The organism is Burkholderia sp. BCC1208 (assembly GCF_902833095.1).
Taxonomy (GTDB): Bacteria; Pseudomonadota; Gammaproteobacteria; order Burkholderiales; family Burkholderiaceae; genus Burkholderia.
The window spans coordinates 241722-264949 of record NZ_CADFDY010000001.1; the positions used below are offsets into that span (position 1 = coordinate 241722).

The 23228-nt window shown below is 70.2% G+C and carries 12 protein-coding genes; 1 reads left to right on the top strand and 11 read right to left on the bottom strand.

The genetic code is table 11. From position 1 onward, the window contains the following. Window positions 1-3: 3 nt before the first annotated feature. Window positions 4-9669, bottom strand: a complete 9666-nt coding sequence (locus HWX09_RS01110; protein ID WP_027784416.1) for a non-ribosomal peptide synthetase — start codon at window positions 9667-9669, stop codon at window positions 4-6. Window positions 9670-9941: 272 nt separating this feature from the next. On the opposite strand from HWX09_RS01110, the gene HWX09_RS01115 reads away from it, so the two are divergent. Next, on the top strand, window positions 9942-11687 hold the full coding sequence (locus HWX09_RS01115; protein WP_027784415.1) for a cyclic peptide export ABC transporter: 1746 nt from the start codon (window positions 9942-9944) through the stop codon (window positions 11685-11687). Between the two features lie 178 nt (window positions 11688-11865). Here HWX09_RS01115 and HWX09_RS01120 read toward each other — a convergent pair whose 3' ends face one another. The 10 genes from HWX09_RS01120 to HWX09_RS01165 form a co-directional block, all read right to left on the bottom strand. Further along, window positions 11866-12897 carry an iron-siderophore ABC transporter substrate-binding protein gene (locus tag HWX09_RS01120; RefSeq protein WP_027784414.1) on the bottom strand — a complete coding sequence of 344 codons (1032 nt, stop codon included), beginning with the start codon at window positions 12895-12897 and terminating at the stop codon, window positions 11866-11868. After that, a complete protein-coding gene (fhuF, locus tag HWX09_RS01125) occupies window positions 12894-13694 on the bottom strand; it encodes a siderophore-iron reductase FhuF (protein WP_027784413.1) in 801 nt (266 codons plus the stop codon). The genes HWX09_RS01120 and fhuF overlap by 4 nt, the downstream gene beginning before the upstream one ends. Further along, window positions 13691-15781 (bottom strand): Fe(3+)-hydroxamate ABC transporter permease FhuB, encoded by a 2091-nt coding sequence (gene fhuB / locus HWX09_RS01130; protein ID WP_027784412.1) that lies wholly within the window; start codon window positions 15779-15781, stop codon window positions 13691-13693. The genes fhuF and fhuB overlap by 4 nt, the downstream gene beginning before the upstream one ends. After that, window positions 15778-16626, bottom strand: coding sequence for an ABC transporter ATP-binding protein (locus HWX09_RS01135; RefSeq protein WP_027784411.1), 849 nt, complete (start codon window positions 16624-16626; stop codon window positions 15778-15780). The genes fhuB and HWX09_RS01135 overlap by 4 nt, the downstream gene beginning before the upstream one ends. Next, window positions 16626-17633, bottom strand: coding sequence for a TauD/TfdA family dioxygenase (locus tag HWX09_RS01140; RefSeq protein WP_027784410.1), 1008 nt, complete (start codon window positions 17631-17633; stop codon window positions 16626-16628). The genes HWX09_RS01135 and HWX09_RS01140 overlap by 1 nt, the downstream gene beginning before the upstream one ends. A 45-nt stretch (window positions 17634-17678) precedes the next feature. Next, a complete protein-coding gene (locus HWX09_RS01145; protein ID WP_027784409.1) occupies window positions 17679-17921 on the bottom strand; it encodes an MbtH family NRPS accessory protein in 243 nt (80 codons plus the stop codon). An 85-nt stretch (window positions 17922-18006) separates the two neighbouring features. Continuing rightward, window positions 18007-18675, bottom strand: coding sequence for an RNA polymerase factor sigma-70 (locus HWX09_RS01150; protein WP_027784408.1), 669 nt, complete (start codon window positions 18673-18675; stop codon window positions 18007-18009). Window positions 18676-18930: 255 nt separating this feature from the next. Then, a complete protein-coding gene (locus HWX09_RS01155; RefSeq protein ID WP_027784407.1) occupies window positions 18931-19953 on the bottom strand; it encodes a fimbrial protein in 1023 nt (340 codons plus the stop codon). Further along, window positions 19950-20696: a molecular chaperone gene (locus HWX09_RS01160; protein ID WP_027784406.1), complete on the bottom strand. Its 747-nt coding sequence runs from the start codon at window positions 20694-20696 to the stop codon at window positions 19950-19952. The genes HWX09_RS01155 and HWX09_RS01160 overlap by 4 nt, the downstream gene beginning before the upstream one ends. Window positions 20697-20713: 17 nt before the next feature. Further along, entirely contained in the window at window positions 20714-23167 is a 2454-nt protein-coding gene (locus tag HWX09_RS01165; protein ID WP_027784405.1) for a fimbria/pilus outer membrane usher protein, read from the bottom strand. Window positions 23168-23228 lie beyond the last annotated feature (61 nt).

The window sequence follows — 23228 nt, forward strand, 5'->3', positions numbered from 1 at the left end:
TCCTTATTGGGTTTCCAGTTCGCCGAGCAGCGCATCGATCGCGCTCGCCGCATCGGTCGCGCCGCGTGCCGCGCAGGCCGCGTCGATCGCTTGCGCGCAGCGCGCCAGCGTGCGCGTGTCGAACAGCGTGCGCAGCGGCAGCGCGAGCCCCCAGTGCAGATTGGCCTGCGCGTGGGCCTGCGTCGCGAGCAGCGAGTGGCCGCCGAGCAGGAAGAAATCGCCGTCGCGGCCGATCGCGTCCACGTGCAGCACGCGCTGCCAGATTTCGGCGAGCGCCCGCTCGGTATCGGTCGCGAGTTCGACGGCTTCGGTCGCTTCACGCACCGGCGCGGGCAGCGCATGGCGGTCGCACTTGCCGTTCGGCGTGACGGGCAATGCATCGAGTTCGATCAGCTGCGACGGCACCATGTACGCCGGCAGCTGCGCACGCAGTGCGTCGAGCAGCGCCGCGCGGTCGAGCGGGCCTGCGTCGCCTCGGGAGACATAGCCGACCAGTTGCTCGTCGCGCACGATCACGACCGCATCGTTGACGCCCGGCGCCGCGCGCAGCAGCGCCTCGATCTCGCCCGGCTCGATTCGCTGGCCGCGCAGCTTCACCTGCGTGTCGACCCGGCCGAGGTAGTCGAGCGCGCCGTCCGCGCGGCGGCGCGCGAGGTCGCCGGTGCGGTACATGCGTGCGCCCGGCACGAACGGATCGGGTACGAAGCGCTCGGCCGTCAGCGCCGGACGGCCGAGATAGCCGCGTGCGAGGCCCGCGCCCGCCAGATACAGTTCGCCGGTCGCGCCGGCCGGCACCGGCTGCCACGCGGCATCGAGCACGTGCAGTTGCAGGTTCGCGATCGGATGGCCGATCGGCACCGCGACCGCGTGCGCGTCGTCGGGGCCGCAGGTCCAGTGCGACACGTCGATCGCGGCTTCGGTCGGCCCGTACAGGTTCACGAGCGTCGCGTTCGGCAAGAGGCGGGCCATCTTCGCGACGAGTTCGGGCGCCAGCGCCTCCCCGCTCGCGACGACCAGGCGCACGCTGTCGCATTGCGCGGCGGCCGGGAAATCGTCGAGATGGGCGGCGAACGCGGCGAGCATCGACGGCACGAAATGCAGCACCGTCACGCCGTGCGCATGGATCGCGGCCGCGAGACGCGCCGGATCGCGATGGTCGCCCGGCGCGGCGATCGCGAGCTTCGCGCCGATCGCGAGCGGCCACACGAATTCCCACACCGACACGTCGAAGCCGAACGGCGTCTTGTGCAGCACGACGTCGTCGCGCGTCAGCCGGTATGCGTGCTGCATCCACGCGATCCGGTTCGCGAGCGCGCCGTGCGTGTTGCCGGCGCCCTTCGGCTTGCCGGTCGAGCCGGACGTGTAGATCAGGTACGCGAGCTGGGCGTCGTCGATCGTAGTGGCTGCATCGTCCACATCGCCCGCTTCGTCGGCCAGCAGATCCGCCACCGTCAGCAGTTGCGTCTCGGCACCCTCGCCCAGCGCGGCCTCGACCTGCTCGCGCAGATGCGCCTGCGTGATCGCGACGGCCGGCTGCGCGTCGCGCAGCAGGTAAGCGATGCGCTCGGCCGGATAGTCGGGGTCGACCGGCAGGTACGCGGCGCCGGCCTTCAGCACGCCGACGAGCGCCATCACCATGTCGAACGAGCGCTCGACGCACAGCGCGACCGGCGTGTCGGGCTGCACGCCGTGCCGGCGCAGCGCGGCGGCGATGCGCGACGTGCCGGCGTCGAGTTCGCGATAGGTCGCGCGCTGCACGCGGCCTTGAGCGTCCGCATATTCGAGCGCGATCGCGTCGGGCGTCGCGCGTGCCGCGTCGACGAATTGCAGGTGCAGCGGCTGCCGTCGTTCCATCGGCCAGGTACGCGCGGTGTCCTGCGCGCGCAGCAGCGCATCGCGGGCCGCATCGTCGGCGATCGACAGCGTGCCGAGCCGCACGTCCGGCGTACGGGCCAGCGCATCGAGCGCGCAGGCGAAGGCGCGGTGCCAGGTCTCGACCTGATGCGCGTCGATGCGCGCGGTGTCGTAGCCGTAGTCGATCGTCAGTTCGGCGCCGCTTTCGATCACGAGCGTCAGCGCGAAATCGGTCGATTCGATGCTGCGGATGTCGCTCAACGCCAGCGCACGCGGATCGCCATCACGCGCGGTGTCGTCCACCGGATAGTTCTCGAATACGACCAGCGTATCGAACAGTGCGCCGCCCGCCCCGCGCGCCCAGCGCTGGATGTCGGCCAACGGCGTGTGTGCGTGTTCGGCGGCGGCCGCGTTCTCGCGCTGCAGCGTTTGCAGCCAGTCGGCCGCACGTTGCTGCGGCGCCGGCGCGGTGATCACCGGCAGCGTGTTGATGAAAAGACCGAGCACCGAGTCGACGTCCGCGAGCGCATCGGGACGGCCCGCGACGGTTGCGCCGAACGCGACGGCCGGCTGGTGCGTCATCCGCTGCAGCGCAAGCGCCCATGCGCCCTGCACCAGCGTGTTGACGGTCAGTTTCAGCACGCGGGCCGTCTGCGCGACACGTGTCATCGTGTCGGCATCGAGCGTCGCGCGCCACGTGACCATCTCGGCGTCCGCGCGGTCGGCCGTGCGTTCCGCAATCAGCGTGGGCGCGTCGAGCCGTGCCAGGCGCCCGGTCCAGAAGCGCTCGTCGGCGTCGCGCTCGCGCGTGCCGAGCCATGCGATGAAGTCGCGATAGCGCAGCGCCGGACGGCTCGCGAACGGCGACACGGCATCGGGGTCGCGGTAGTCGCGCAGCACGTCGGCGAGCAGGCGAGCGGTGCTCCAGCCGTCGAGCAGCACGTGGTGACGCGTCCATACGACACGCCATGCGTCGTCCGTCACGCGGATCAGCGTGAGCCGCATCAGCGGCGGCTCGCGCCAGTCGAAGCCGCGCGCGCGGTCGGCCGCGAGCCACGCGTCGAAATCGGTGTCGAGCGTGTCGCCGCGCGTGCGCCAGTCGAACTGCTCGACCCGCATTTGCGCGTGGCGATGCACGCACTGCAGCGGCGCGGCTTCGTCCGGCATCACGCTCGTGCGCAGGATGTCGTGACGCGCGACGGACGCATCGAACGCGGCCGCGAGCCGGTCAGCGTCGAGCGCCGTGGCGGTCGCGACGAGCTGGTTCACGTAGCTCGCGTGGCCGGGCGCGAACAGCGCATGGAACAGGATGCCCTGCTGCATCGGCGACAGCGGATACACGTCGTCGATCGTGCGCCAGTCGAGCGGCGCGCGTTCGATCGCGGCCTGCGTGAGACCGGCGGCCTGCGCGAGCGGGAAATCGCCCGGCGTCGCGCCGGCGCCGCGATGCGCGACGCGCGACGCGCATGCATCGACGAGTTCGCGCAGCGCGGCCGCGAAGCGTTCGGCGAACGCGTCGATCGTCGCGCGTTCGAATTGCAGCGCACCGTAGACCCAGTGAACCTTCAGCGTGCGCGCGCCGTCGCCGTCCGTGTCGAGGTACGCATGGATCGCGAGCGTATTGCCGAGCGGGCCTTGGGGATCGCGCTCGACGCCGGTGCCGCCGAAACGCGGGACGAGCGTTGCATCGCGCGGCGCGTCGAACTGGCCGAGATAGTTGAACGTGACGCGCGGGCGCGGCACGGCGGCCAGCGTCGCGCGCGTCGCCGCATCGCCGTAGCATGCGAGCACGCCGAAGCCGAGTCCCTTGTGCGGCACCGCGCGCAGCGTGTCCTTGACCGCGCACAGCGTGTCGCGAACCGTCGCTTCGACCGGCAGCGTCACCGGGTAATGGCTCGTCAGCCAGCCGATCGTGCGGCTGGCATCCGCGTCGTCGAACAGCGCCTCGCGGCCGTGCCCTTCCAGTTCGACCCGACACGATGCGGCGCCGCGCGCGCCGGCCAGCGCCAGCGCGAGCGCCGCGCCGAGCAGCTCGATCGTCTGCGTGCGATAGGCCGCGTGCGCGTCGGTCAGTGCGGCGCGGGTCAATGCCGCGTCGATCGTCTGCACGACGACGGCCGCATCGGCGTTCGTCGCCGCTGCGTCCGGGTGATCGGGCACGATGTCGCTGCCGTGCGCCATGCCGGCCCAGTAGGCGGCTTCGGCGGCGAACGGCGACGCCGGCTCCGTTGCGGCGCGGGCAAGCCGTGCGGCCCATGCGTCCGCGCGCAGGCCCGGTTGCGACAGGCGGATCGACGTGCGCTCGCATGTGGCGCGGTAGGCCGTGTCGAGGTCGTCGAGCAGGATCCGCCACGACACGCCGTCGACGATCGCATGGTGAATCGCGAGATAAAGTCGCGTCGAACCGTCCGGCAACCGTGCCGCGCACGCGCAGGCGAGCGGCCCGCTGCCGAGATCGAGACGGCGCTGCAGCGCATCGAAGCGCGCCAGCGCGTCGGCTTCGTCGCGTGCGGCGACTTCGACGAACGGCAGCGCGTCGTACGGCTTCGCCGCATCGCTCGCGTGCCACGTGCCGTCCGCGCCGCGTACGAAGCGCTGACGGAATGCGTCGTGATGTGTGAGCAACGCGTCGAATGCGCGTGCGAACGCATCCGCGTCGAACGCGCCGCGCACATCGAAAGACACCGACTGGTTCCAGTGGCCGCGGCGCGGGATATCGAGCGCGAAGAAGCGCTGTTGCGCGGGCGTCAGGATCGGCGTGGCAGCCGGCGCGGCAACGGCAGGCGCGACTGCGCCTGCAAGCTGCACGGCGACGGCCGTGTCGTCCGTTTTCGCGATGCGAGCGAGTTCGGCGACGGTCGGCCCGTCGAACAGTTGCTTCGGCGTGAAGCGCACGCCGCGCTTGCGCGCACGGGCGATCACCTGCAGCACGAGGATCGAATCGCCGCCGAGTTCGAAGAAATTGTCGTCGCGGCCGACCTTCGGCGCCTTCAGCACGGCCTGCCAGACGTCGGCGAGGACCGTCTCGACCGCGCCCCGCGGCGCATCGCCTGACGCGACCGCGACCGGCACGGCCGCCAATTCGCGCAAGGCCGCGCGGTCGATCTTGCCGTTCGCCGTCACCGGCAGGCGCGCCAGGGCGACGAATTGCGCGGGCACCATGTAGTCGGGCAGCTTGGCGGCGAGCGCGGCGCGCACCGCGGCTTCGTCGAATGCCGTGCCGTCGCGCATCACGACGAACGTCGCGAGCCGCAAGCGGCCATCTTGCTCGATCGCGAGCGTTTCGGCCTGCGCGATCGGGCCGGCCGCACGCACGGCCGCACTCACCTCGCCCGGTTCGACGCGGTAACCGCGGATCTTCACCTGGTCGTCGATCCGGCCGAGGAATGCGAGACGGCCGTCCGCGCGCAACCGCACGCGGTCGCCCGTGCGATACAGCCGTGCGCCGGGCGTGAACGGATCGGGCACGAAGCGCTCGGCGGTTTGCGCCGGACGCCCGAGATAGCCGCGCGCGATGCCCGGCCCACCCAGATACAGCTCGCCCGTCGCGCCGGCCGGCACGCAGGCGCCGAACGCGTCGAGCACCAGCGCGCGCGCATTCGGCAGCGGCAGGCCGAGCGGCACGCCGCTCGCGGGGTCGCGCGCGTCGGCGGCAATCGACGCCGTGTTGCACGCGATCGCGCCGACCGTCGCTTCGGTCGGCCCGTAATGGTTGATCACGCGGCAGGCCGGCGCGAGCGCGGCCAGCCGTGCGACGAGGGCCCACGTGAGTGTTTCGCCGCCCGTGACGAGCGCGTGGCGCGGCAGCACGTCGGCCGGCACGCGCGCATCGAGCAGCGCCTGCAGGTGGCTCGGCACGATCTTCAGCACGCCGACGTCGCGACCCCGCATTTCGTCGGCGAACCGATCCGGATCGAATGCGCACGCGGCCGGCAGCAGATGCAGCGTGCGGCCCGCGCACAACGCGCCGAACAGCGTCGTGTGGCCGAGATCGGCGGCGACGGTCGAGACCATCGCGAACGACGCGTCGGGTGCGAACGCGAGTTCGTCGAGCATCCCCTGCACGTAGTCGGCCAGCGCGCCGTGCGAGACGACGACGCCCTTCGGCGTGCCGGTCGACCCCGACGTATAGATCAGGTACGCGCCCTGTTGCGGGTGCGGCACGACGCGTACGCCGGCCGCATGGGCGAGCGTCGCGTCCTGCGCGAGCGCGTCGACGTCGAGCGGCTGTGCGTCGAGGCCGGCCGGCCATGCGACCGGCTCCGCGACGAGCGCCCAGCGCGCGCCGCAGTCCGCAGCCGCCGCGGCGAGTCGCGCGGCCGGCTGCGCGGGGTCGAGCAGCACGGCCAGCGCGCCGGCTTTCAGCGCGCCGAGCAGGCCGACGACGAAACGCGCCGAACGCTCGATGCAGACGACGACCGCCGCTTCGGCAGCCACGCCGCGTTGCGCCAGCGCCCGCGCGATGCGGTTCGATGCGTCGTCCAGTTCGGCGAACGTCAGCGAAGTCGATGCGTCGGAAAGCGCGATGCGATGCGGATACGCGGCCGCCTGCCGTGCAAATGCGGCGACGATGTCGGCATGCTCGATACGCAGCGCACGGCCGTCGCGCGGCTGGCGCGACGCAGCCGATGCATCGCACGGCAGCGCGGCCGTCGTGTGCCGCGGATCGCGCGCGGCCGCGCCGACGAGCGCCGCATAGCTGTCGAGCCACGCACGCGCGGTATCGGCATCGATGCAGTCGGTCGCATAGGCCGCGACCAGTTCGATCCCGTTCGCGTCGTCGGTGAAATCGAGCGCGAAATCGAAGCGTGCGGCGAGATCGGGCCCCGGCGTCGCGACCGCCGTGGCGCCCGGCAGCACGCTGTCGTGCCGCGCGTCGAACTGCTGCGCGAACTTCACTCGCAGCCATTCGTCGCCGCGCTTGACGGGCGGCTTCACCGCGTCCACGACGCGCTCGAACGGCACGTCCTGGTGCGCGACCGCGTCGAGCGCCGCGGTACGCGCCGCGTCGACGAGCGCGCGGAACGGCAGCGTCGGCGCCACGCGTACGCGCAGCGCGACCGTATTCAGGAAAAGACCCAGCAACGCGCGCGTTTCGGGGCGCTGGCGATGCGCGACCGGCACCGCGACGACCACGTCCGTTTCGCCGGTCAGGCGCGACAGCCACGCGTCGAGCGCGGCCAGCAGCACCGTGAAGACAGTGGCCTGTGCGTCGCGTGCAAGTTGCCGCACGTCGGCCGCGACCGCATCGGGCAGGCGCACCGACACGCGTGCGCCGTGCAGCGTGCGTACCGCGCCCGGCTGGCGGTCGACCGGCAGCGCGAGCGGGCCCGGCACGTCGCGCAGCGCGCCGCGCCAGTAGTCGAGCTGGCGCTCGCCCTCGCCGCCGGCCAGCACGTCACGCTGCCAGTCCGCGTAGTCCGCGTACTGGATCGGCAATTCGGGCAGCGACGGTTCGCGGCCTTCGGCATACGCGCGGTACGCAGCCGACAGTTCGTCGAACGCGCAGCGCGAACTCCAGCCGTCGGTGATTGCGTGATGCGCGGTCAGCAGCAGGCGGTGACGATCGTCGGCGAGCGCGATCAGCGTCGCGCGCAGCAGCGGGCCGCGCGCGAGGTCGAACGGCTCGGCCGCATCGCGCTCGGCGAGACGGGCGGCTTGCGCGTCGCGGGCGGCGGGCGGCTGGTCGCGCAGGTCGACCGCGGTGATCGGCACCGGCAGATGCGCATGAATCCGCTGCATCACGACACCGTCGTCGTTGTCGACGAGCGTCGTGCGCCATGCCTCGTGACGGCCGATCACGTGATCGAGCGCACGCTGCAGCGCGTCGCGGTCGAGCACGCCGTCGATCGTCCAGTGTGCGGCGATGTGATACGCGGCGCTTGCGTCGCGCGTTTGCGCGAGCACCCAGAAGCGTTGCTGTGCGAGCGATGCTGCACGGTCGATGTGCGGCGCACCCGATGTGGCCGCATCGGCCGGCGCACGGCGCGCGGCAATCGCGGCCAGCGATTCGCCGGTCTCGGGTTCCGCACGGTCGACCGTTTCGGCCAGTTCGGCGAGCGCTGGATCCGCGAACAGCGTATCGAGCCGCAGATTCACGCGCACGGCGGCACGGATCGCGGCCTGCAACTGCATCGCGGCGAGCGAATCGGCGCCCAGCGCGAAGAAGCGATCGTCGCGCGACGGCGTGACGTCGAGGCCCAGCAGCGTCTGCCAGAGGCCCGCGATCCGCTGTTCGGTCGGCGTGCGCGGCGCATCGCCGGCAGCTTGCGTCGCGTCGCGCGCGGCGGCGATCCGCTCGCGCAGCGCGGTACGGTCGAGCTTGCCGTTCAGCGTGTACGGCAGCGCATCGCAACGCACGAACCGGTGCGGTTGCCACGCGGCCGGCAATTGCGCGGCCACGTGCGTCTTCAATGCGGCATCGTCGGCCGGCGCGCGCAGCGCGACGCACGCAATCAGCCGCGTCGGCCCGTGGGCGGTGTCGGCTACCACGGCCGCGTCGGCCACGGCCGGGTGCGAGCGCAGGCATGCGGCGATTTCCGCCGGCTCCACGCGCACGCCGCGCACCTGAACCTGATCGTCGAGGCGGCCGAGATAGTCGAACGCGCCGTCGTCGCGCACGCGTGCGAGGTCGCCGGTGCGATAGACGCGCGCGCCGGGTTCGCCGTGCGCATCGGGAATGAAACGTTCGGCCGTGAGCGCCGCGCGACCGTGATAACCACGGGCGACGCAGACGCCGCCGAGCAGCAGCTCGCCCACCCCGTCGGCTTCGGCGCCGCCGATGCGGGCGACACGCGGGCCGATCACGCGGCCGATCGGCAGCGACGCATACGCGTCGTCCGCGGCCAGCAGCGGCGTTTCGCCCGGCTCGACCGGCCACAGCATCGGCGAGATCACGGCCTCGGTCGGCCCGTAACCGTTGATCAGGCGGACTGCCGGGAACGTGCGGCGCACGAATTCGAACGCCTGCTGCGGCAGCGCTTCGCCGCCGAACGCGAGTACGCGCAATGCCGGCGGCACGCCGTCGCGTGCGGCGACGGCTGCGAACTCGCGCAGGTAAGCCGGCGGAAATGCCGCGACGCTGACCGCTTCGCGCACCATCAGCGCATGCGCGGCGTCCGGCGCGAACGGCTGCGGCGGCGCGACGACGATGCCGGCGCCGACCGCGAGCGGCGCGAGCCAGCATTCGTGCGCGGCGTCGAAATTGACCGACGCGAAATGCAGCAGACGGTCGCCCGCCTCGATCGGCAGCGCGGCCGCGAGCGCGTCGCAATGCGCGGCGAGCGGCCCGTGCTCGACGACCACCGCCTTCGGCGTGCCGGTCGAGCCCGACGTATAGATCATGTATGCGGCCGAACGCGGATGCACGGCCACGGTGTCGTCATCGAACGCATCATCCTGCGCGACGCCCGATGCATCGGCCGTCGCATCGAACGCGTGTTCGAACGGCGTGCCGAGCGCCGCCCGGCCGGCCGCGTCGACGATGCCGTGCCGCAGTTGCGCGTCCTGCACGATCCAGTCGAGGCGTGCGCTCGGATGGCGCGGATCGAGCGGCACGAATACGCCGCCCGCCTTGAGCACGGCCAGCAGCGCGACGAACAGTTCGCACGAACGTTCGACACACACGCCGACCCGCACTTCGGCGCCGACGCCGGCCGCGCGCAGTTGCCGGGCGAGTTGCGATGCACGTGCGTCGAGCGCGCCGCGCGACAGGCGCAGGTCGTTCTGGAAAGGCACCGCGATGGCGGGTGCGTCGGGCGCGAGGCGCGCCAGTTCGCGGATTCGGTGATGCAGCGCAGTCGGGAAACTCGTCATGTGCGTGAAGTCCTTCGGTCCGGCCGCTTCGGCCAAGTCTCGGGGCCGCTTGGGGCGGCTTCACTGGTGTGACGAACGGCGCGGCCGATTTTTTACCGTTTTGCACGCAAAGTGCGTGCGGTCGATTTTTTTGACGATGGGGCTAAATATTTGCGCGGCCCGTTCGTCTATCAGGGAGGAAAGCCGCAACGGCGCCCGTTCCGCCCGCGGCTTTCGCGTCAGATTTTTCGCTTCCCGCGTTATTACCCGCCTTCCCTTTACCGACGTTGCCGATGACAGCCGCCCACGAGCCTTCTTCCCCGCCGTCCCTCGACGCTTCCCCCGGCCGCCCCGCGGCGCGCCTGATCCTTGCGCTGCTGCGCGAAAGCCGCGTGTCGCTCACGCTGGCGCTCACCGCATGCGTGCTGAACGGCGTCGCGAGCGTGCTGCTCGTCGCGACGCTGAACCGCGCGCTGTCGCAACCGGGCGCGGCCGATGCGTCGCTCGCGTGGCGCTTCGCCCTGTGCGCGGTGATCGCGCTCGTCACGCGGATCGTGTCGGGCACGCTGTTTGCCCGCCTGTCGCAGGACACGATGGCGCGGCTGCGCGTGCATCTGGCGCGGCGCGTCGGCGCGGCCGAATTGCGCGACATCGAACGAATCGGCGCCGCGCCCGTGCAGTCGGTGCTGACCGACGACGCGACCAACGTGTCGATGCTGTTCTTCGCGTTGCCGAACCTGGTCATGCACGGCTCGATCGTGTTCGGCTGCCTCGGCTATCTGGCGTGGCTGTCCTGGCCCGTGTGCGTGCTGGCGCTGGCCGCGATCGTCGCCGGCTCGCTCGGCTATCACACCGGCGACCGCCGCGCGATCGCGTCGCTCGAAGCCGCCGGCCAGGCGCAGGACCGCCTGTTCGGCTATCTCGGCTCGCTGTTCTCCGGCGCGAAGGAGCTGAAGCTGCACGATGCGCGCGCCCGCCAGTTCGTCGACGGCCAGCTCGGCGCCGCGATCGGCGAAGTGCGCGACCACCGCCGCCGCGCGTTCAGCGCGTATGCGGTCGGGGTCGGCTGGATCATCTTCCTGTTCTACGTGTTCCTTGGCGTCGCGTCGTTCTGGCCGCAGCTCGGCGTGCATGCCGACCCGGCCACGGCCGCCGGCTACGTCGTCGTGTTCCTGTTCATGCTCGTGCCGCTCGACGGACTACTGAACAACCTGCCGACCGTCAACGCGGCGCGCGTGTCGCTCACGCGGATCGAAGGCGTGATGGCCGAATTCGGCGCGCTGCGCACGGTGCCGCCCGCGGCCGATGCGCCCGACGTGCCGCCGGCCGGCGCGGTCACGCTGCGCGGCGTCACGCACGCGTATTTCCACGAGCGCGACGAACGGATGTTCAGCATCGGGCCGATCGACCTGACGATCAAGCCGGGCGAGCTCGTATTCATCGTCGGCGGCAACGGCAGCGGCAAGACGACGCTCGCCAAGGTGCTGACAGGGCTTTACGAGCCCGAGCAAGGCACGATCGAGGTCGACGGCCGCACGATCGGCTGGCGCGAGCGCGCGGCCTATCGGCAGCGCTTCAGCGCGGTGTTCAACGATTTCCACCTGTTCGATGCGCTGCTCGGCATCGTCGACCCGGACGATCCGTCGCGCGCGCAGGCCGATGCGCGGGCGAACGCGCTCGTCGCGAAACTCGCGCTCGACCACAAGGTGAAGGTGGTCGACGGCGCGTTCTCGACACGCGCGCTGTCGACCGGGCAGCGCAAGCGGCTCGCGCTCGTCGTCGCGTACCTGGAGGATCGTCCGTTCTATCTGTTCGACGAATGGGCGGCCGACCAGGATCCGTCGTTCAAGGCCGTGTTCTACGAGCAACTGTTGCCCGAGCTGCGCGCGCGCGGCAAGGCCGTGATCGTGATCACGCACGACGACCGCTACTTCGACCTCGCCGACCGTCTGCTGAAGCTCGACAACGGGCGCATCGTCAGCGACACGCAACCGGCGCGCCTGCGTGCGCAGGATGGCGTTGATGCGCTGAGCGCATAAAGCAACAGTCGATCGAAAAATCGCCGACACGCTGCACTGGCAGTGTGTCGGCGATCGTCGTTTCGGCGGGGAATCGGGCTGACGTGCGGCGAAAAGGAAAACGCAAGTCACTCGTCGCCAAGCGAGCACAACGCCTTGCCGGTTAGCGCGGCGTCCTCCAGCGGCATCCTCCGCGCACTCAGCGCACGGACGGCAGCTTCAACATCGTGTCGGTCATCACGTCGGCCAGCTTCAGCGCCGACATCGGTCCGCCGAAGCCCCAGATGTTGCGCTCGATCAGGGCGATCCGGTGCGCCTTCAGCGCGGGCACGAAACGCCACACCGGCGAATCGAGTTTCGTCGACAACGGCACGTCCATCCCCGACGCGGTCACGAACAGCACGGCGAGATCGCGCTGCCGCAGTAGATCGGCCGACGTCACGTACAGCGTGCCTTCCCGCGTCGGCTTCTTCGGCCACGGGTCGAGCCCGAGCGCCCGCGCGAGGCCCGCGGACGTGCTGTTGCCCGTATAGGCCCAGTAACGATCGGGCAAGCCGAGATCCTGCAGCAGCGCGACGCGCTCGCCGTTGCGGCCCGCGGCCGCGAGCCGCGCCGCATTGCGCGCGATGCCGGCGTCGAGTTGCGCTTCGACGGCCTGCGCGCGCGCGTCGCGCCCCGTGACCGCGCCGATCGTCCGGAAGATCTGCCGCATCCAGTCGAGCTGCGTGACGAGCACGCCGCCTTCCGACACGTTAGGGCTGAACTGGAACAGGATCGTCGGCGCGATCCGGTCGAGCGCATCGAAGATCGGCGCATGCCGGAAACCGACACCGATGACGAGATCCGGCTTGACCGCCGCGATCGCCTCGAGCCCCGGCTCCTGCCGCGAGCCGATGTCGGTCACGTGCGCGAGCTGCTCGCTCCGGTAGCCGAGCCAGCCCGGGTAGAACGCCGTATCGGCCATCCCGACCGGCACGATGTCGAGCGCGATCACGCTTTCCGCGAACATGAAGTCGAGCGCGACCACGCGCCGCGGCCGCACGGGCATCGTCGCGCTGGCCTGCGACACGACGGGATTGCCGGCCAGCGACACGGCGCGTTGCGTGCCGCCGGCGACCGAGGTCGCGGAAACGGCCGCCGCCGATGCTGAGAACGCGCCGCAGCACGCGGCCCCGAGTGCACCAAGCGCGCCGAGTGTACCGAGCGCGTGCCGCCGGCCGATGCGCGTCACCGGATCGCGTCCTGCTCGGCCAGCGCCGCGTCGTCCATCGTCAGTAGCAGGGGGCAGCTTCCACACAGTTGCGTTTCTCCAGGGATTTCGTAGCGCAGGCAGCACACGCGGCGCGCGCGAAACGGCGTCGGCAGCAGCGGCGAGCGCGGCACCGCGTCGCGCACCGGCATGCGCAGCGGATTCGGCTCGCCGTGCACGCAGGTCGAACCGAACAGCCAGTTCGCGTCGCCGACGGGATCGGCCGCGCACGACAGCGAACGGCAGGTAGCGAGCAGATAGTCGAGCAGATTGCCCGCGTTGCTCCACAGCACGCGCGGCGTGACGCGCCCCATCGCCGCGAGCAGATCGATCACCGCGCCGAGATGCGCGATGAGCCCGGCATAGCGCGGCTCGGGATCGTCGCACGGCGCACCGAGCGCATCGTTCGCGAAATACAGCGCGGCCGGCATCCCGTCGTCGAGCGCGACGAACGTGCGCTCGGGTGTCATGTCGAGCGGCCGGCCGAGCGTCAGCGCGGCGACGACACCGGCCGGCACCGCGCGGCCGAAATAATATTTGCTCCATTGCGACATCAGCGCCCGCGCGTGCTGCGTCGGATCACCGCCGTAATGGTCGACCATCGCGCCGAGCACGGCATCGCGATGCGCGGGCAACGCGCTGACGGGCACGACGATGCGGCCCGACGCGTGCGCATCGTCGGGCATGCCGAGCCACACGACGTCGAGGTGTTCGGCGAACGGCTGCGGCGCGAATGCCGAAAAGCGCGTGGCACGCGCGCCGTCGAGCGACGGCGTCATCGCCCCGCGCGCCGGGCGCGGCGCCCCTCGAGAATCAGCAGCCCGAGCAGGTACGGCGCGCCGATCAGCGCGGTCAGCACGCCGGCCGGCACTTCGCGCGGCGCGACGACGGTGCGCGCCGCGAGATCCGCGACGCCGAGGATCAACGCGCCGCACGCCGCCGCGAGCCACAGCCGCGTGCGATGCCGGCGCGCGCCGAGCATCGTCGCGACGTGCGGCGCCATCAGCCCGATGAAGCCGACCGGCCCGACCGCCGCGACCGCCGCACACGCGGCGAGCGTCGCGATCGTCAGCGCGAGCGGTCGCAGCGCCGCCACCGGCAGACCAAGCGCGGCCGCCTGATCGTCGCCGAGCGCGAGCATGTCGAGCGGTTTCGCGAGCCACGCGAACACCGGCACCGCGAGCACGCACCATGGCAACAGCATCGATACCTCGCCCCAACCGCGGCCATACGTGCCGCCGACGAGCCATACGACGAAGCGCGCGGGCTGCACGCTCTCCTGCGTGATCAGCCATTGCGCGAGCGTGGTCCACAACGCGCCGATCACGATGCCGGTCAGCGCGACCGCGAGCGGCGCGTAGCGATGCCGGTGATTCAGCGCGAGCGTGATCGCGAGCGACAGCCCGCCGCCGATCAACGCCGCGGCGGCAAGCGTCACGTGGCCCATCAGCGGCCACGTCGACAACGCGAACAGCGTGACGAGCCCCGCGCCCTGCGTGACGCCGAGCACTTCGGGGCCAGCGAGCGGATTGCGCACGACGCTCTGCATCGCGACACCGCTGACGGCCAGCAACGCGCCGGCAAGCAGCGCGCACAGCAGGCGCGGCATGCGCAGGTCGATCAGCATGCGCGCGAGCGCATCGTGATCGGACAGCGCGGCCGACCAGCGCGCGGGCGACAGCCATTCGGGGCCGGCCGACACCCCGACAAACACCACGAGCGCGGCGGCAACGACGAACAGCGCCGTGCGCAGCGGCCAGCCGAGCCGTTCGAGCCAGCCGACGAGCCGCGTCGATCCGCCGCCCGCCGCGCGTTCGGCATCCGCGTGCAGCACGCCCGACCACGCGGCTCCGCGCCGGATCATCGCGAGCATCAGCGGCGTACCGACCAGCGCGATCGCGACGCCGGTCGACAGCGTCGCGTCGAGGCCCGACGCGAGCACCGCGCTGTCGGTGACGAGCACGAGCGCGCCGCCGGCGAGCGCCGACAGCGGCACCAGCACGCCGAGCCGCGCCGCGCGCGCGCCGCGCACCTGGCGCAGCAGGTTCGGCGCGACGAGGCCGACGTACGACAGCGGGCCGGCGATGCTGACGGCCACGCTCGTGAACGCGACCGCGACGACAGTCGCGGCGAGTCGCGCCGCATCGACGCGCACGCCGGCCGCGGCCGCCGCATCATCGCCGAGCATGAGCGGATTCAGCGGCCGGATCACGAACGGCAGCGCGACCAGCGGCACGACAAGCCAGCGCGCGGCGAGCGCGAGGCCCGTCGCGCCCGGCTGGTACAGGCTGCCGTTGGTCCACAGCGCGGCGCCCGCGATGTTCTGCTCGAAGAACGCGAGCACGAGCGTCGACAGTGCCGCGAACAGCAGCATGCACACGCTGCCCGCGAGCACGAGCCGCAACGGCGTCGCACGCCAGCCGCCCGCCGCGACGATCGCGCACGCGGCGGCGGCGAGCCCGCACACGAACAGCAGCGGCACCGACGCGACGCCCGCCAGCGCCGGCACGAGCATCGCCGCGAGCAGGCCGAGTTGGGCCCCACCCGTCACGCCGAGCAGGTCGGGCGACGCGAGCGGATTGCGCGTGAGCGACTGGAACAGCGCGCCGGCGATGCCGAGGCAAGCACCCGCGACGAGCGCGGCCGCGACACGTGGCAGATTGAGGTCGAACAGGAATACGTGCGCGAGCGACGCAGCATCGCTGCCGGGCGCCGCATCCCACCACACGCGCAGATCGGGGGCAATCCGCAGCGCCGCGAGCAGCGCGATCAACGCGACGAGGCCGAACGCGATCGCACCGGCCCGCCCCGTCGTCGCCCCGTTGCCCGTCGCCGCGAGGCGCTTGCGCATCGCGAACGTCGTCATACGGCTAGATCCCGATCGAAGACGCCGGCCGCCTGCGGCGCGCCGTCGGTCGACGGCCCGTAGGCCGGCACGCACATCGGTGCGCCCGTGCGCGGGTGCGCGAGCTTCAGCATCTCGACGCCGAACGCCGCGCGCAGCCTCGCCGGATCGAGCATCGCGTCGGGCGTGCCCTGCGCGACGAGGCGGCCCGCGCGCATCAGCACGATCTCGTCGCTGTATGCGGCCGCCTGGTTCAGGTCGTGCAGCACCCACACGATCGTCAGCCCGCGCGTACGGTTCAGCGCACGCAGCGCATCGAGGATGTCGAGCTGGTGATGAATGTCGAGATAGGTCGTCGGTTCGTCGAGCAGCACGATCGGCGCCTGCTGCGCGAGCGCCATCGCGATCCACGCGCGCTGACGTTCGCCGCCCGACAGCGCGCCGACGTCGCGCTCCGCATCGTCGGCGAGGCCGCTCGTCTGGAGCGCCTCGTCGATGGCCGCATGATCGATCCGCGACAGGCCGCGCAGGAAGCCGCCGTACGCATAGCGCCCATACGCGACGAGCTCGCGCACCGTGAGGCCCGACGGAATCTGGTTGAACTGCGCGAGCATCGTCAGCTCGCGCGCGAGCGCGCGACGGCGAAACGACGCGAGCGGCTTGCCGTTCACTTCGACATGGCCGGCGCGCGCGGGCTGCAGGCCCGCCAGCGTGCGCAGCAGCGTGCTCTTGCCGCAGCCGTTCGGTCCGCACAGCGCGGTGACGCGGCCGGCCGCGATCGACAGGTCCAGCCCGTCGATCACGACATGGTCGCGATATCCCACCGACAGCCCGCGCGCGGCAAGCGCGGCGGTACTACGCGTCATCAATCCTCCGTTCGGTCGCGCGGGACCGTGTAACTCCGCGCCATCGCGACGACGACCTTGCGCGGCCCCTCGAACGGGTCGCGTGCATGCGCGGTCAGCATGTTGTCGAGCATCAGCACGTCGCCGGTGCGCCACGGGAATACGATGCGCTGCTGGTCGAGCACGCCGCGGATCTCCGCGAGCGCGTCGGCCTCGAGCGGTTCGCCGTCGCCGTAATACACGTTGCGCGGCACGTTCTCGAGCCCGACCGCGTCGACGAGCGCTTCCTGCATGTCGTCGTCAAGCGCCGACAGGTGAAACAGGTTCGCCTGGTTGAACCATACGCGCTCACCCGTATGCGGATGGCGCGCGACCGCCTGGCAGCGCTCACGCGTGCGCAGCAGCAACTCGCCGTCATCGTCGGTGCGCCACGCGCATTCGATGCCGCGCGCCGCGCACATCCGCTCGACGTCGGCCGGCTCGTCGGTGCCGAACGACTGCTGCCACGGCAGATCGAGCCCCTGCCCGAAATTGCGCACGTACAGCAGCTCGCGCTTCTCGAAGCGCGCGACGAGCGCCGGATCGAGTGCGCGGTACACGGCACGGCTGTCCGCGATCGGCGTCGCGCCGCCCTTCGGCGCGGCGAGCGCGCAGTGGAACCAGATCCGCAGCGGCCATTCGCGCGTGTACGACTGCTCGTTGTGCAGCGGAATCGCGCGGTGCGGCGGGTATTCGGTCGACGTGTAGACAGCGCCTTCCACCTGGGTGCGCGGCGTCGATGCGTATTCATAGCCGATCAGCGGATCGCCGAACGATGCCGCGAATTGCTGGAACGCGTCGATCGACGGCACGCGAAAGCCCGTGAACAGCACGCCGCCCGCCCGTTCGAGCGTGTCGGCCGCGATCTCGCGCGCCAGCGGCGCGACGTCGTCGATCGACATTCCGTCGTTGCCGCGCGGCGACACGACGGTGGGCAGCCCCGGCTCGATACGCAGGTCGTCGAGCGTCGGCAACGAAAGCAAGGTCATGCAACGTCCTCTTCAGGTGGCGCGCCGCACCCGCGGCGCTGCAGGTCACGACGCGCGCGTCGCGCGCTCGCCGTCCATCGCGCGGCGCAGGCTCGCCGGGCGCATGTCGGTCCAGACGGCCTCGATGTGCGCGAGACAGTCGGCCTTCGGGCCGCTCACGCCCACTTCGCGCCAGCCGGCGGGCACGGGCCTGAACGTCGGCCAGATCGAATACTGTTCTTCGTCGTTGATGACGACCGTATAGACGAGATCGTCGGTGTCGGCGGAAGGCGTCGGGGCTTGCGTCATGATCGGAAATCGCTGGGCGGTTGAAGGAGGCGAAGCGGCGGATGCGGCCGCTCCTGTCTGATAGACGGTTGGCCGGCGCGTTTTTTTACCGTCGCCGCGCGCGCCCGCCCAGGAACACCGGGCATGCGACGCCGCGATGGCATGCGTCCAGGCATTCCGCGCAGTGGCGTTCCGCATCGCGCACCATGAAATGCACGAGCGTCTGCGACACGTTCAGCGCGCGCGCCGCGGTCTGCAGCGTCTCCTCGCGCAGCCGCACCATCTCGAATGCCGCACGGCTGCGCGCCGGCAGGTCGTCGAGCGCGGCCCACACGCGCCGCAGCGTGTCGCGCGTCATCAGCGCGGCTTCCGGCGTCGGCTCGGGCGACGGCACGTCGAAGCCGTCGTCCTCTTCCGTGTGATAGACGTTTTCCAGGCTCTGCCGGCGGCATGCGTCGATCGACGCGTTGCGCACCATCCGCGTCACGTACGCGACCGGCTGGCGTACCGCGTCCTGGTTCGGGAATTCGACGAGCTTCACGAACACGTCGTGCACGACGTCCTCCGCGCGGCTCGCGCAACCGACGAAGCCGCGCGCGACGTTGACGAGCATCGCGCGATGCGAGATCAGCACGTCGAGCAGCGCGCCCTGCGCACGAGGCTCGGACGCCCGGCGCGCACGCGGCGCGGCGCGCGGCGGCAGATCCGGATAACTGCCGAGGAACGGGTTTGCCGCTGTCGCCGCCCGTCGGTCGAGCACTTCCGCCATGGCCATCGATCTGCTCCGTCAAATTCCGAGATAACGGAATTTAACGTAAACGCAAATCATTCTCAATCTGATTACCAGATACCCATTCCAGCTGTCAGGATTTGTCTGAATAATTGACGGGATCGGGGTTCGGGCAACCGTGATCGTGCGATGCCGGCCGCGACATCCCATAAGCTTTCGACATGAAAGGCGCCCGGCAATGCCGGATCGCCCGGCGGACGGCTTGCGACCGACTGTCGGCGCCGGCCGCCCATGCATGCGTCAATAGATGAACAACCGGATCGTCGCCGTCGCATCGAACCGTCCGATCTTCGGTGGCCCGAAAGACTTCAGCACCGCGTCCATCAGCACGCTCTGATTCATTACGTTGGACGGGAATTGCGCCAGCGTGAACTGTTCGTTGAACGGAATCGACTTGCCCGCGCTGTCTTCGATCCCGATACCGAAGTTGCTGTCCTTCGCGGGCACCAGCAAGCCGTTCCGAACCGGATAGCTCGTTTCGAAGTACCCGTCGACCCGTACCGCGACGTTGCATTTCTTCGTCAGCGACAACGAGAACCGCTTGCGCGGCACGGCCGGCAGGAACCCGTTGCCGACCGCCTGCACCTGGCCGAAATTGACGATGCCCGGTTCAGGCGTCACGAGCACGTCGACGAAGCACGGCGTCGGCTTGAGGTTGCGCAGGCCGCTCAGCCGGTACTGGAAGCTCGGGCTGTACGCGTTCAGCCCGAACTCGCCGTCGAACTGGAACACCGTATAGATATCGCTCGGCGGCTGGACCCAGTTGCCCTTCTTGCGGACTACAACCTGGTAGTCGATGCTGATGCGCGTCTGCTGGCACCGCCCGCGATCGAAGTCGTACTTGCTGCACGGCGGCACCGCATACCCGGTGAATACCCCGCCGCCGCGATTGCTGGTCTTGTCGAAATAGTCGATGCCCTTGTAGCGGATACCGATCTCGAGCCCCCATGCGGCGGGGTTCGTGCGATTCGGGTTCGCGTAAAAGTAAATATTGTCGACCACCTTCAGGCTGCCGGCGTCGCCCAGGTCCTTGTAGCAGTACCCCGACGTCGTACGCACCGGCGAGACCCAGATCACGTAGCCATCGGGCGCATCGGTCGGATACGACGCAACCCCGCCGATCGGCTCGGTCAGCGAAGTCGCACCGCTGTTGGTCAGGCAGCGCAATGCCCAGGCGGGCTGCACGGCCACGATCAGCAGCGCGAGTACGGCCCAGCGCAGCCACTCCACTGGCAACCCCCGTTGACGCACTGCCCCGCTCATTTCTTCACGCTCTTGCACACACCCGCGTCGCACGCATACTCGACCGCCACCTGGCCGCCGTAATCGTCGATATGCGTGACGAACAGCGTCGACGGCGTCGCCGCCTTGAACGGCACGTCGGCCGTGCTCATCGGGCTCACCATCACCGGGTCGATCGGCACCGGCGCTTTTTGCGCGCCCGTGTTCACGGCGACCACCGTCACGTGGTACGGCGTCGGGTTGTCGAACACCAGCGTGTGCGCGGCCGCATCCACCCGCAGCGTCATCGGCAGCGTCCAGTCCTCGTCGCGCGCGGGCTGCACGGCCTTCGGCCGATAGAACAGCTTCATCTGCGTGTGCAGCGCGATCTGCAGCGTGTTCGGCGTATCGGTCTTCGGCGGCACTTCGCGGATGTTCAGGTAGAACACCGTTTCGCGATCGGCCGGCAACTGCGCACCCGGCAGCTTCGCGATCCGCAGCACGTTGCGCTCGTTCGCCTCGACCCGCTGCAGCGGCGGCACGACCATCAGCGGCGACGTGATCTTGTTGCCCTTCGCGTCCTCGAGCCACGACTGCACGAGATACGGATACGTCGTGCTCTTGTTGGTGATCGTGACGATCGCGGCCTGCTCGCCTTCGTTGAAGATCACGCGCGTGCGGTCGGGCACGATCGCGGCATGCGCCGCGCCTGCCAGCACCGCTCCGACGGCCGCGAACACGCACAGCGCGCGCCGCGGGAAAGAAAGGGAGAAAACGTTCTTCATCGCTGGATCCATGGAAATCAACGTTCGACCCGCGCGGCCGCCGCATGCGACTCGCCGGGTGTCCGGCACGTCATCGGAATCGGCGTGCCTTCGAGTTGGAGTTGGTTCGGCAGTGCGTCGATCGTGCAGAGCGTGCGTTCGCCCGCCCGCACCGCCAGCGTGGATTTCGGCTGAACCTGGGTCAGGAACGCCGCACCGCCTTCGCCGACGATGCCGAGTTCCCTGCCGTTCGCCGCGTCCTGCACCGACGCACCGAACGGCAGCGGCTTGCCGGCCGCGTCGGTCAGCGTCAGGTACAGGTTGCTGCCGCGCGCGGCGGAAAACTTCACGAAGCCGATCGCGCCGTCGGTCAGCACCATGCGCTGGATCGGGTTCGTCACCTGCACTTCGAGCGGCAGCTTCTCGACGTTGACGGTCGCCTCGTACACGTTGTACGGCGAGATGCCGTCGAGCACCGCATAGCCGCGCGAATCGGTATGCGTGAGCGTGCCGGACAGCGGCACGTCGGGCACGCCGTCGGTCGACACCAGCAGCCGCGTATCGCCCGCATTGCCGTTCGCGTGCGCGGACACGCCGTACTGCGTCGCGACGAACGAGCCGTCGACTTCGAGCGACGCGGCCGCATACGCATTGGCGAGCGTCGACGCCTGCGCGGTGAGCTGGTACGCCGAGGTGCGCTGGCGGTAGCTCGCGTTCGCCGATGCGCGGCCGTCGGTTGTGCCCGCATTGACCTGGTACGCGCGGCCGGCCGGATCGTCGTAGATGTAGCCGGCGTTCACGCTGGTGCTGCCGCCGCCCGTCGTCAGGTTCGACGTGACGGTGTGACGGCCGCCGATCGGCAGCGTCGCGGTGACCGAGAACTGGTTGCCGCTCGCGCCCGCACTCTGCGTGCGGAATGCCGACACGCTGACGTTCAGGTTGCGCAGCGTGCCGATCGAGAACGCGCGCGTGAGCGTCAGGCCCACGCGCTGCTCGGACGAGCGTGCCCAGTAGGTCGTCTGGTCGTACGAGAAATAGGTCGACGTATCGCCGAAGCGCTTCGACAGCGTCGCCGAATAGCGCTGCTTGCTGTTGGCGAGGCCGTACGCGGTGGGGTCGCCCGAGAATTGCGCGAAGTTGGTGTACTCGCGCTCGGAGAAGCGATAGCCGAAAAAGCGCACGTCCGCGTCGAGCCCGTCGAAGTGCTTCGAATAGTTGATGCGATACGAGTTGCCGTTGCGTGTCGCGCCGTTCCACCACAGGCGTGCCCGCGCGTGCGTGACGTCGGCCGACACCGCGCCGAAGGTGCCGAAATCGCGGCCGACGCCGAGCGCGACCGACGTGTAGCCCGACGCCGCGATGAAGCCGCCATAGGCGGTGACGTCGAACGGCAGGCCGTACGCGATTTCGCCGAAGCCGAAGAACGGCGTGATGCCGGCGCCGCCGAACAGGCGCGGCTTGCCGACCGCGGCCTTGTAGCGCAACTGGCCGGTGCGCGCGAGGAACGGCACGGCGGCCGTCGTCACCTGGAAGCGCTGCACGCTGCCGTCCTCTTCCTCGACCGCCACGTCGAGCGTGCCCTGCACGCTCGTATTGATGTTCTGCAGCGCGAACGCGCCCGGCGACACGCGCGTCACGTACAGCACGCGGCCGGCCTGCGACACGGTCACGGTCGCGTTGGTGCGCGCCACGCCCGAGATCAGCGGCGCATAGCCGCGCAGCGACGGCGGCAGCATGCGGTCGTCGCTGCGGATCGACGCGCCCGTGAGCGCGAACGTGTCGAAAATGTCGGAGCTTAGATAGTCGTCGCCGAACGTCACCGTCGACTGGATCGACGGCAGCGCGCGAAAGGCATAAAGCCGGCTGAAGCGGAACGTGCGGTCCGCGTACGCCGTATTGCCCACGTTCGATTGCGCCTGGTAGTCGCCGCGAAAACGCCACGCATCCCAGTTCGCGCCGACCGTCCCGTAGGCCTGGATCGAATTCGTCTGCCCGCCGCTCGCGCCGAAGTTGCGATTCGTGTTCGCGATCACGCGATAGTCGAGCATCGCGCCGGGAATCCCTTCGGACCAGTGGTCCGGCGGCAGGTAAGTCGAATCGGTGAATTCGAGCGCGGCCTGCGGAATCGTGATCTTGAGCCGCCCGTCGCTTTTCAGGTAACGCACGGTCGCCCCTTCGATCGCAGCCAGGTCGACGCAACTGCCGCCCCGGAAGCGCGGCAGGTCCTTGACCAGCGACGGCTTCAGGCCGAACCGCGCGACGAGCTCCGCTCGCAGGCACGGCTTGCCCGCGCCCGTCGCATCGACGGCCACGAATTCGATCGGCTGCAGTCCGAGGTACAGGTCGTTGACCTGCACGTCGAGCATGTACTCGCCGGGCAACGTGAAGTCCGGCTGCGAGAACTGCGACAGGTCGACGTTGCTCGTTCCGTCGATGTCGAGGAACGACGAATTGAATTCCGTCGCATGGCTCTGGCTGCCGACGACCAGCACGGAGACGCAAAGGAAGGAATGTCTGATTCGCACGCGGCGCTACCGGGAGTCCGAGGAGAAG

Excerpts from the sequence above, each read along its gene's own strand:
- HWX09_RS01115 (WP_027784415.1), top strand. The coding sequence starts at position 9,942 with ATGACAGCCGCCCACGAGCCTTCTTCCCCGCCGTCCCTCGACGCTTCC.
- HWX09_RS01150 (WP_027784408.1), bottom strand. The coding sequence starts at position 18,675 with ATGGCCATGGCGGAAGTGCTCGACCGACGGGCGGCGACAGCGGCAAAC.
- HWX09_RS01110 (WP_027784416.1), bottom strand. The coding sequence starts at position 9,669 with ATGACGAGTTTCCCGACTGCGCTGCATCACCGAATCCGCGAACTGGCG.
- HWX09_RS01145 (WP_027784409.1), bottom strand. The coding sequence starts at position 17,921 with ATGACGCAAGCCCCGACGCCTTCCGCCGACACCGACGATCTCGTCTAT.
- HWX09_RS01160 (WP_027784406.1), bottom strand. The coding sequence starts at position 20,696 with ATGAAGAACGTTTTCTCCCTTTCTTTCCCGCGGCGCGCGCTGTGCGTG.
- HWX09_RS01135 (WP_027784411.1), bottom strand. The coding sequence starts at position 16,626 with ATGACGCGTAGTACCGCCGCGCTTGCCGCGCGCGGGCTGTCGGTGGGA.
- HWX09_RS01140 (WP_027784410.1), bottom strand. The coding sequence starts at position 17,633 with ATGACCTTGCTTTCGTTGCCGACGCTCGACGACCTGCGTATCGAGCCG.
- fhuB (WP_027784412.1), bottom strand. The coding sequence starts at position 15,781 with ATGACGACGTTCGCGATGCGCAAGCGCCTCGCGGCGACGGGCAACGGG.
- HWX09_RS01155 (WP_027784407.1), bottom strand. The coding sequence starts at position 19,953 with ATGAGCGGGGCAGTGCGTCAACGGGGGTTGCCAGTGGAGTGGCTGCGC.
- fhuF (WP_027784413.1), bottom strand. The coding sequence starts at position 13,694 with ATGACGCCGTCGCTCGACGGCGCGCGTGCCACGCGCTTTTCGGCATTC.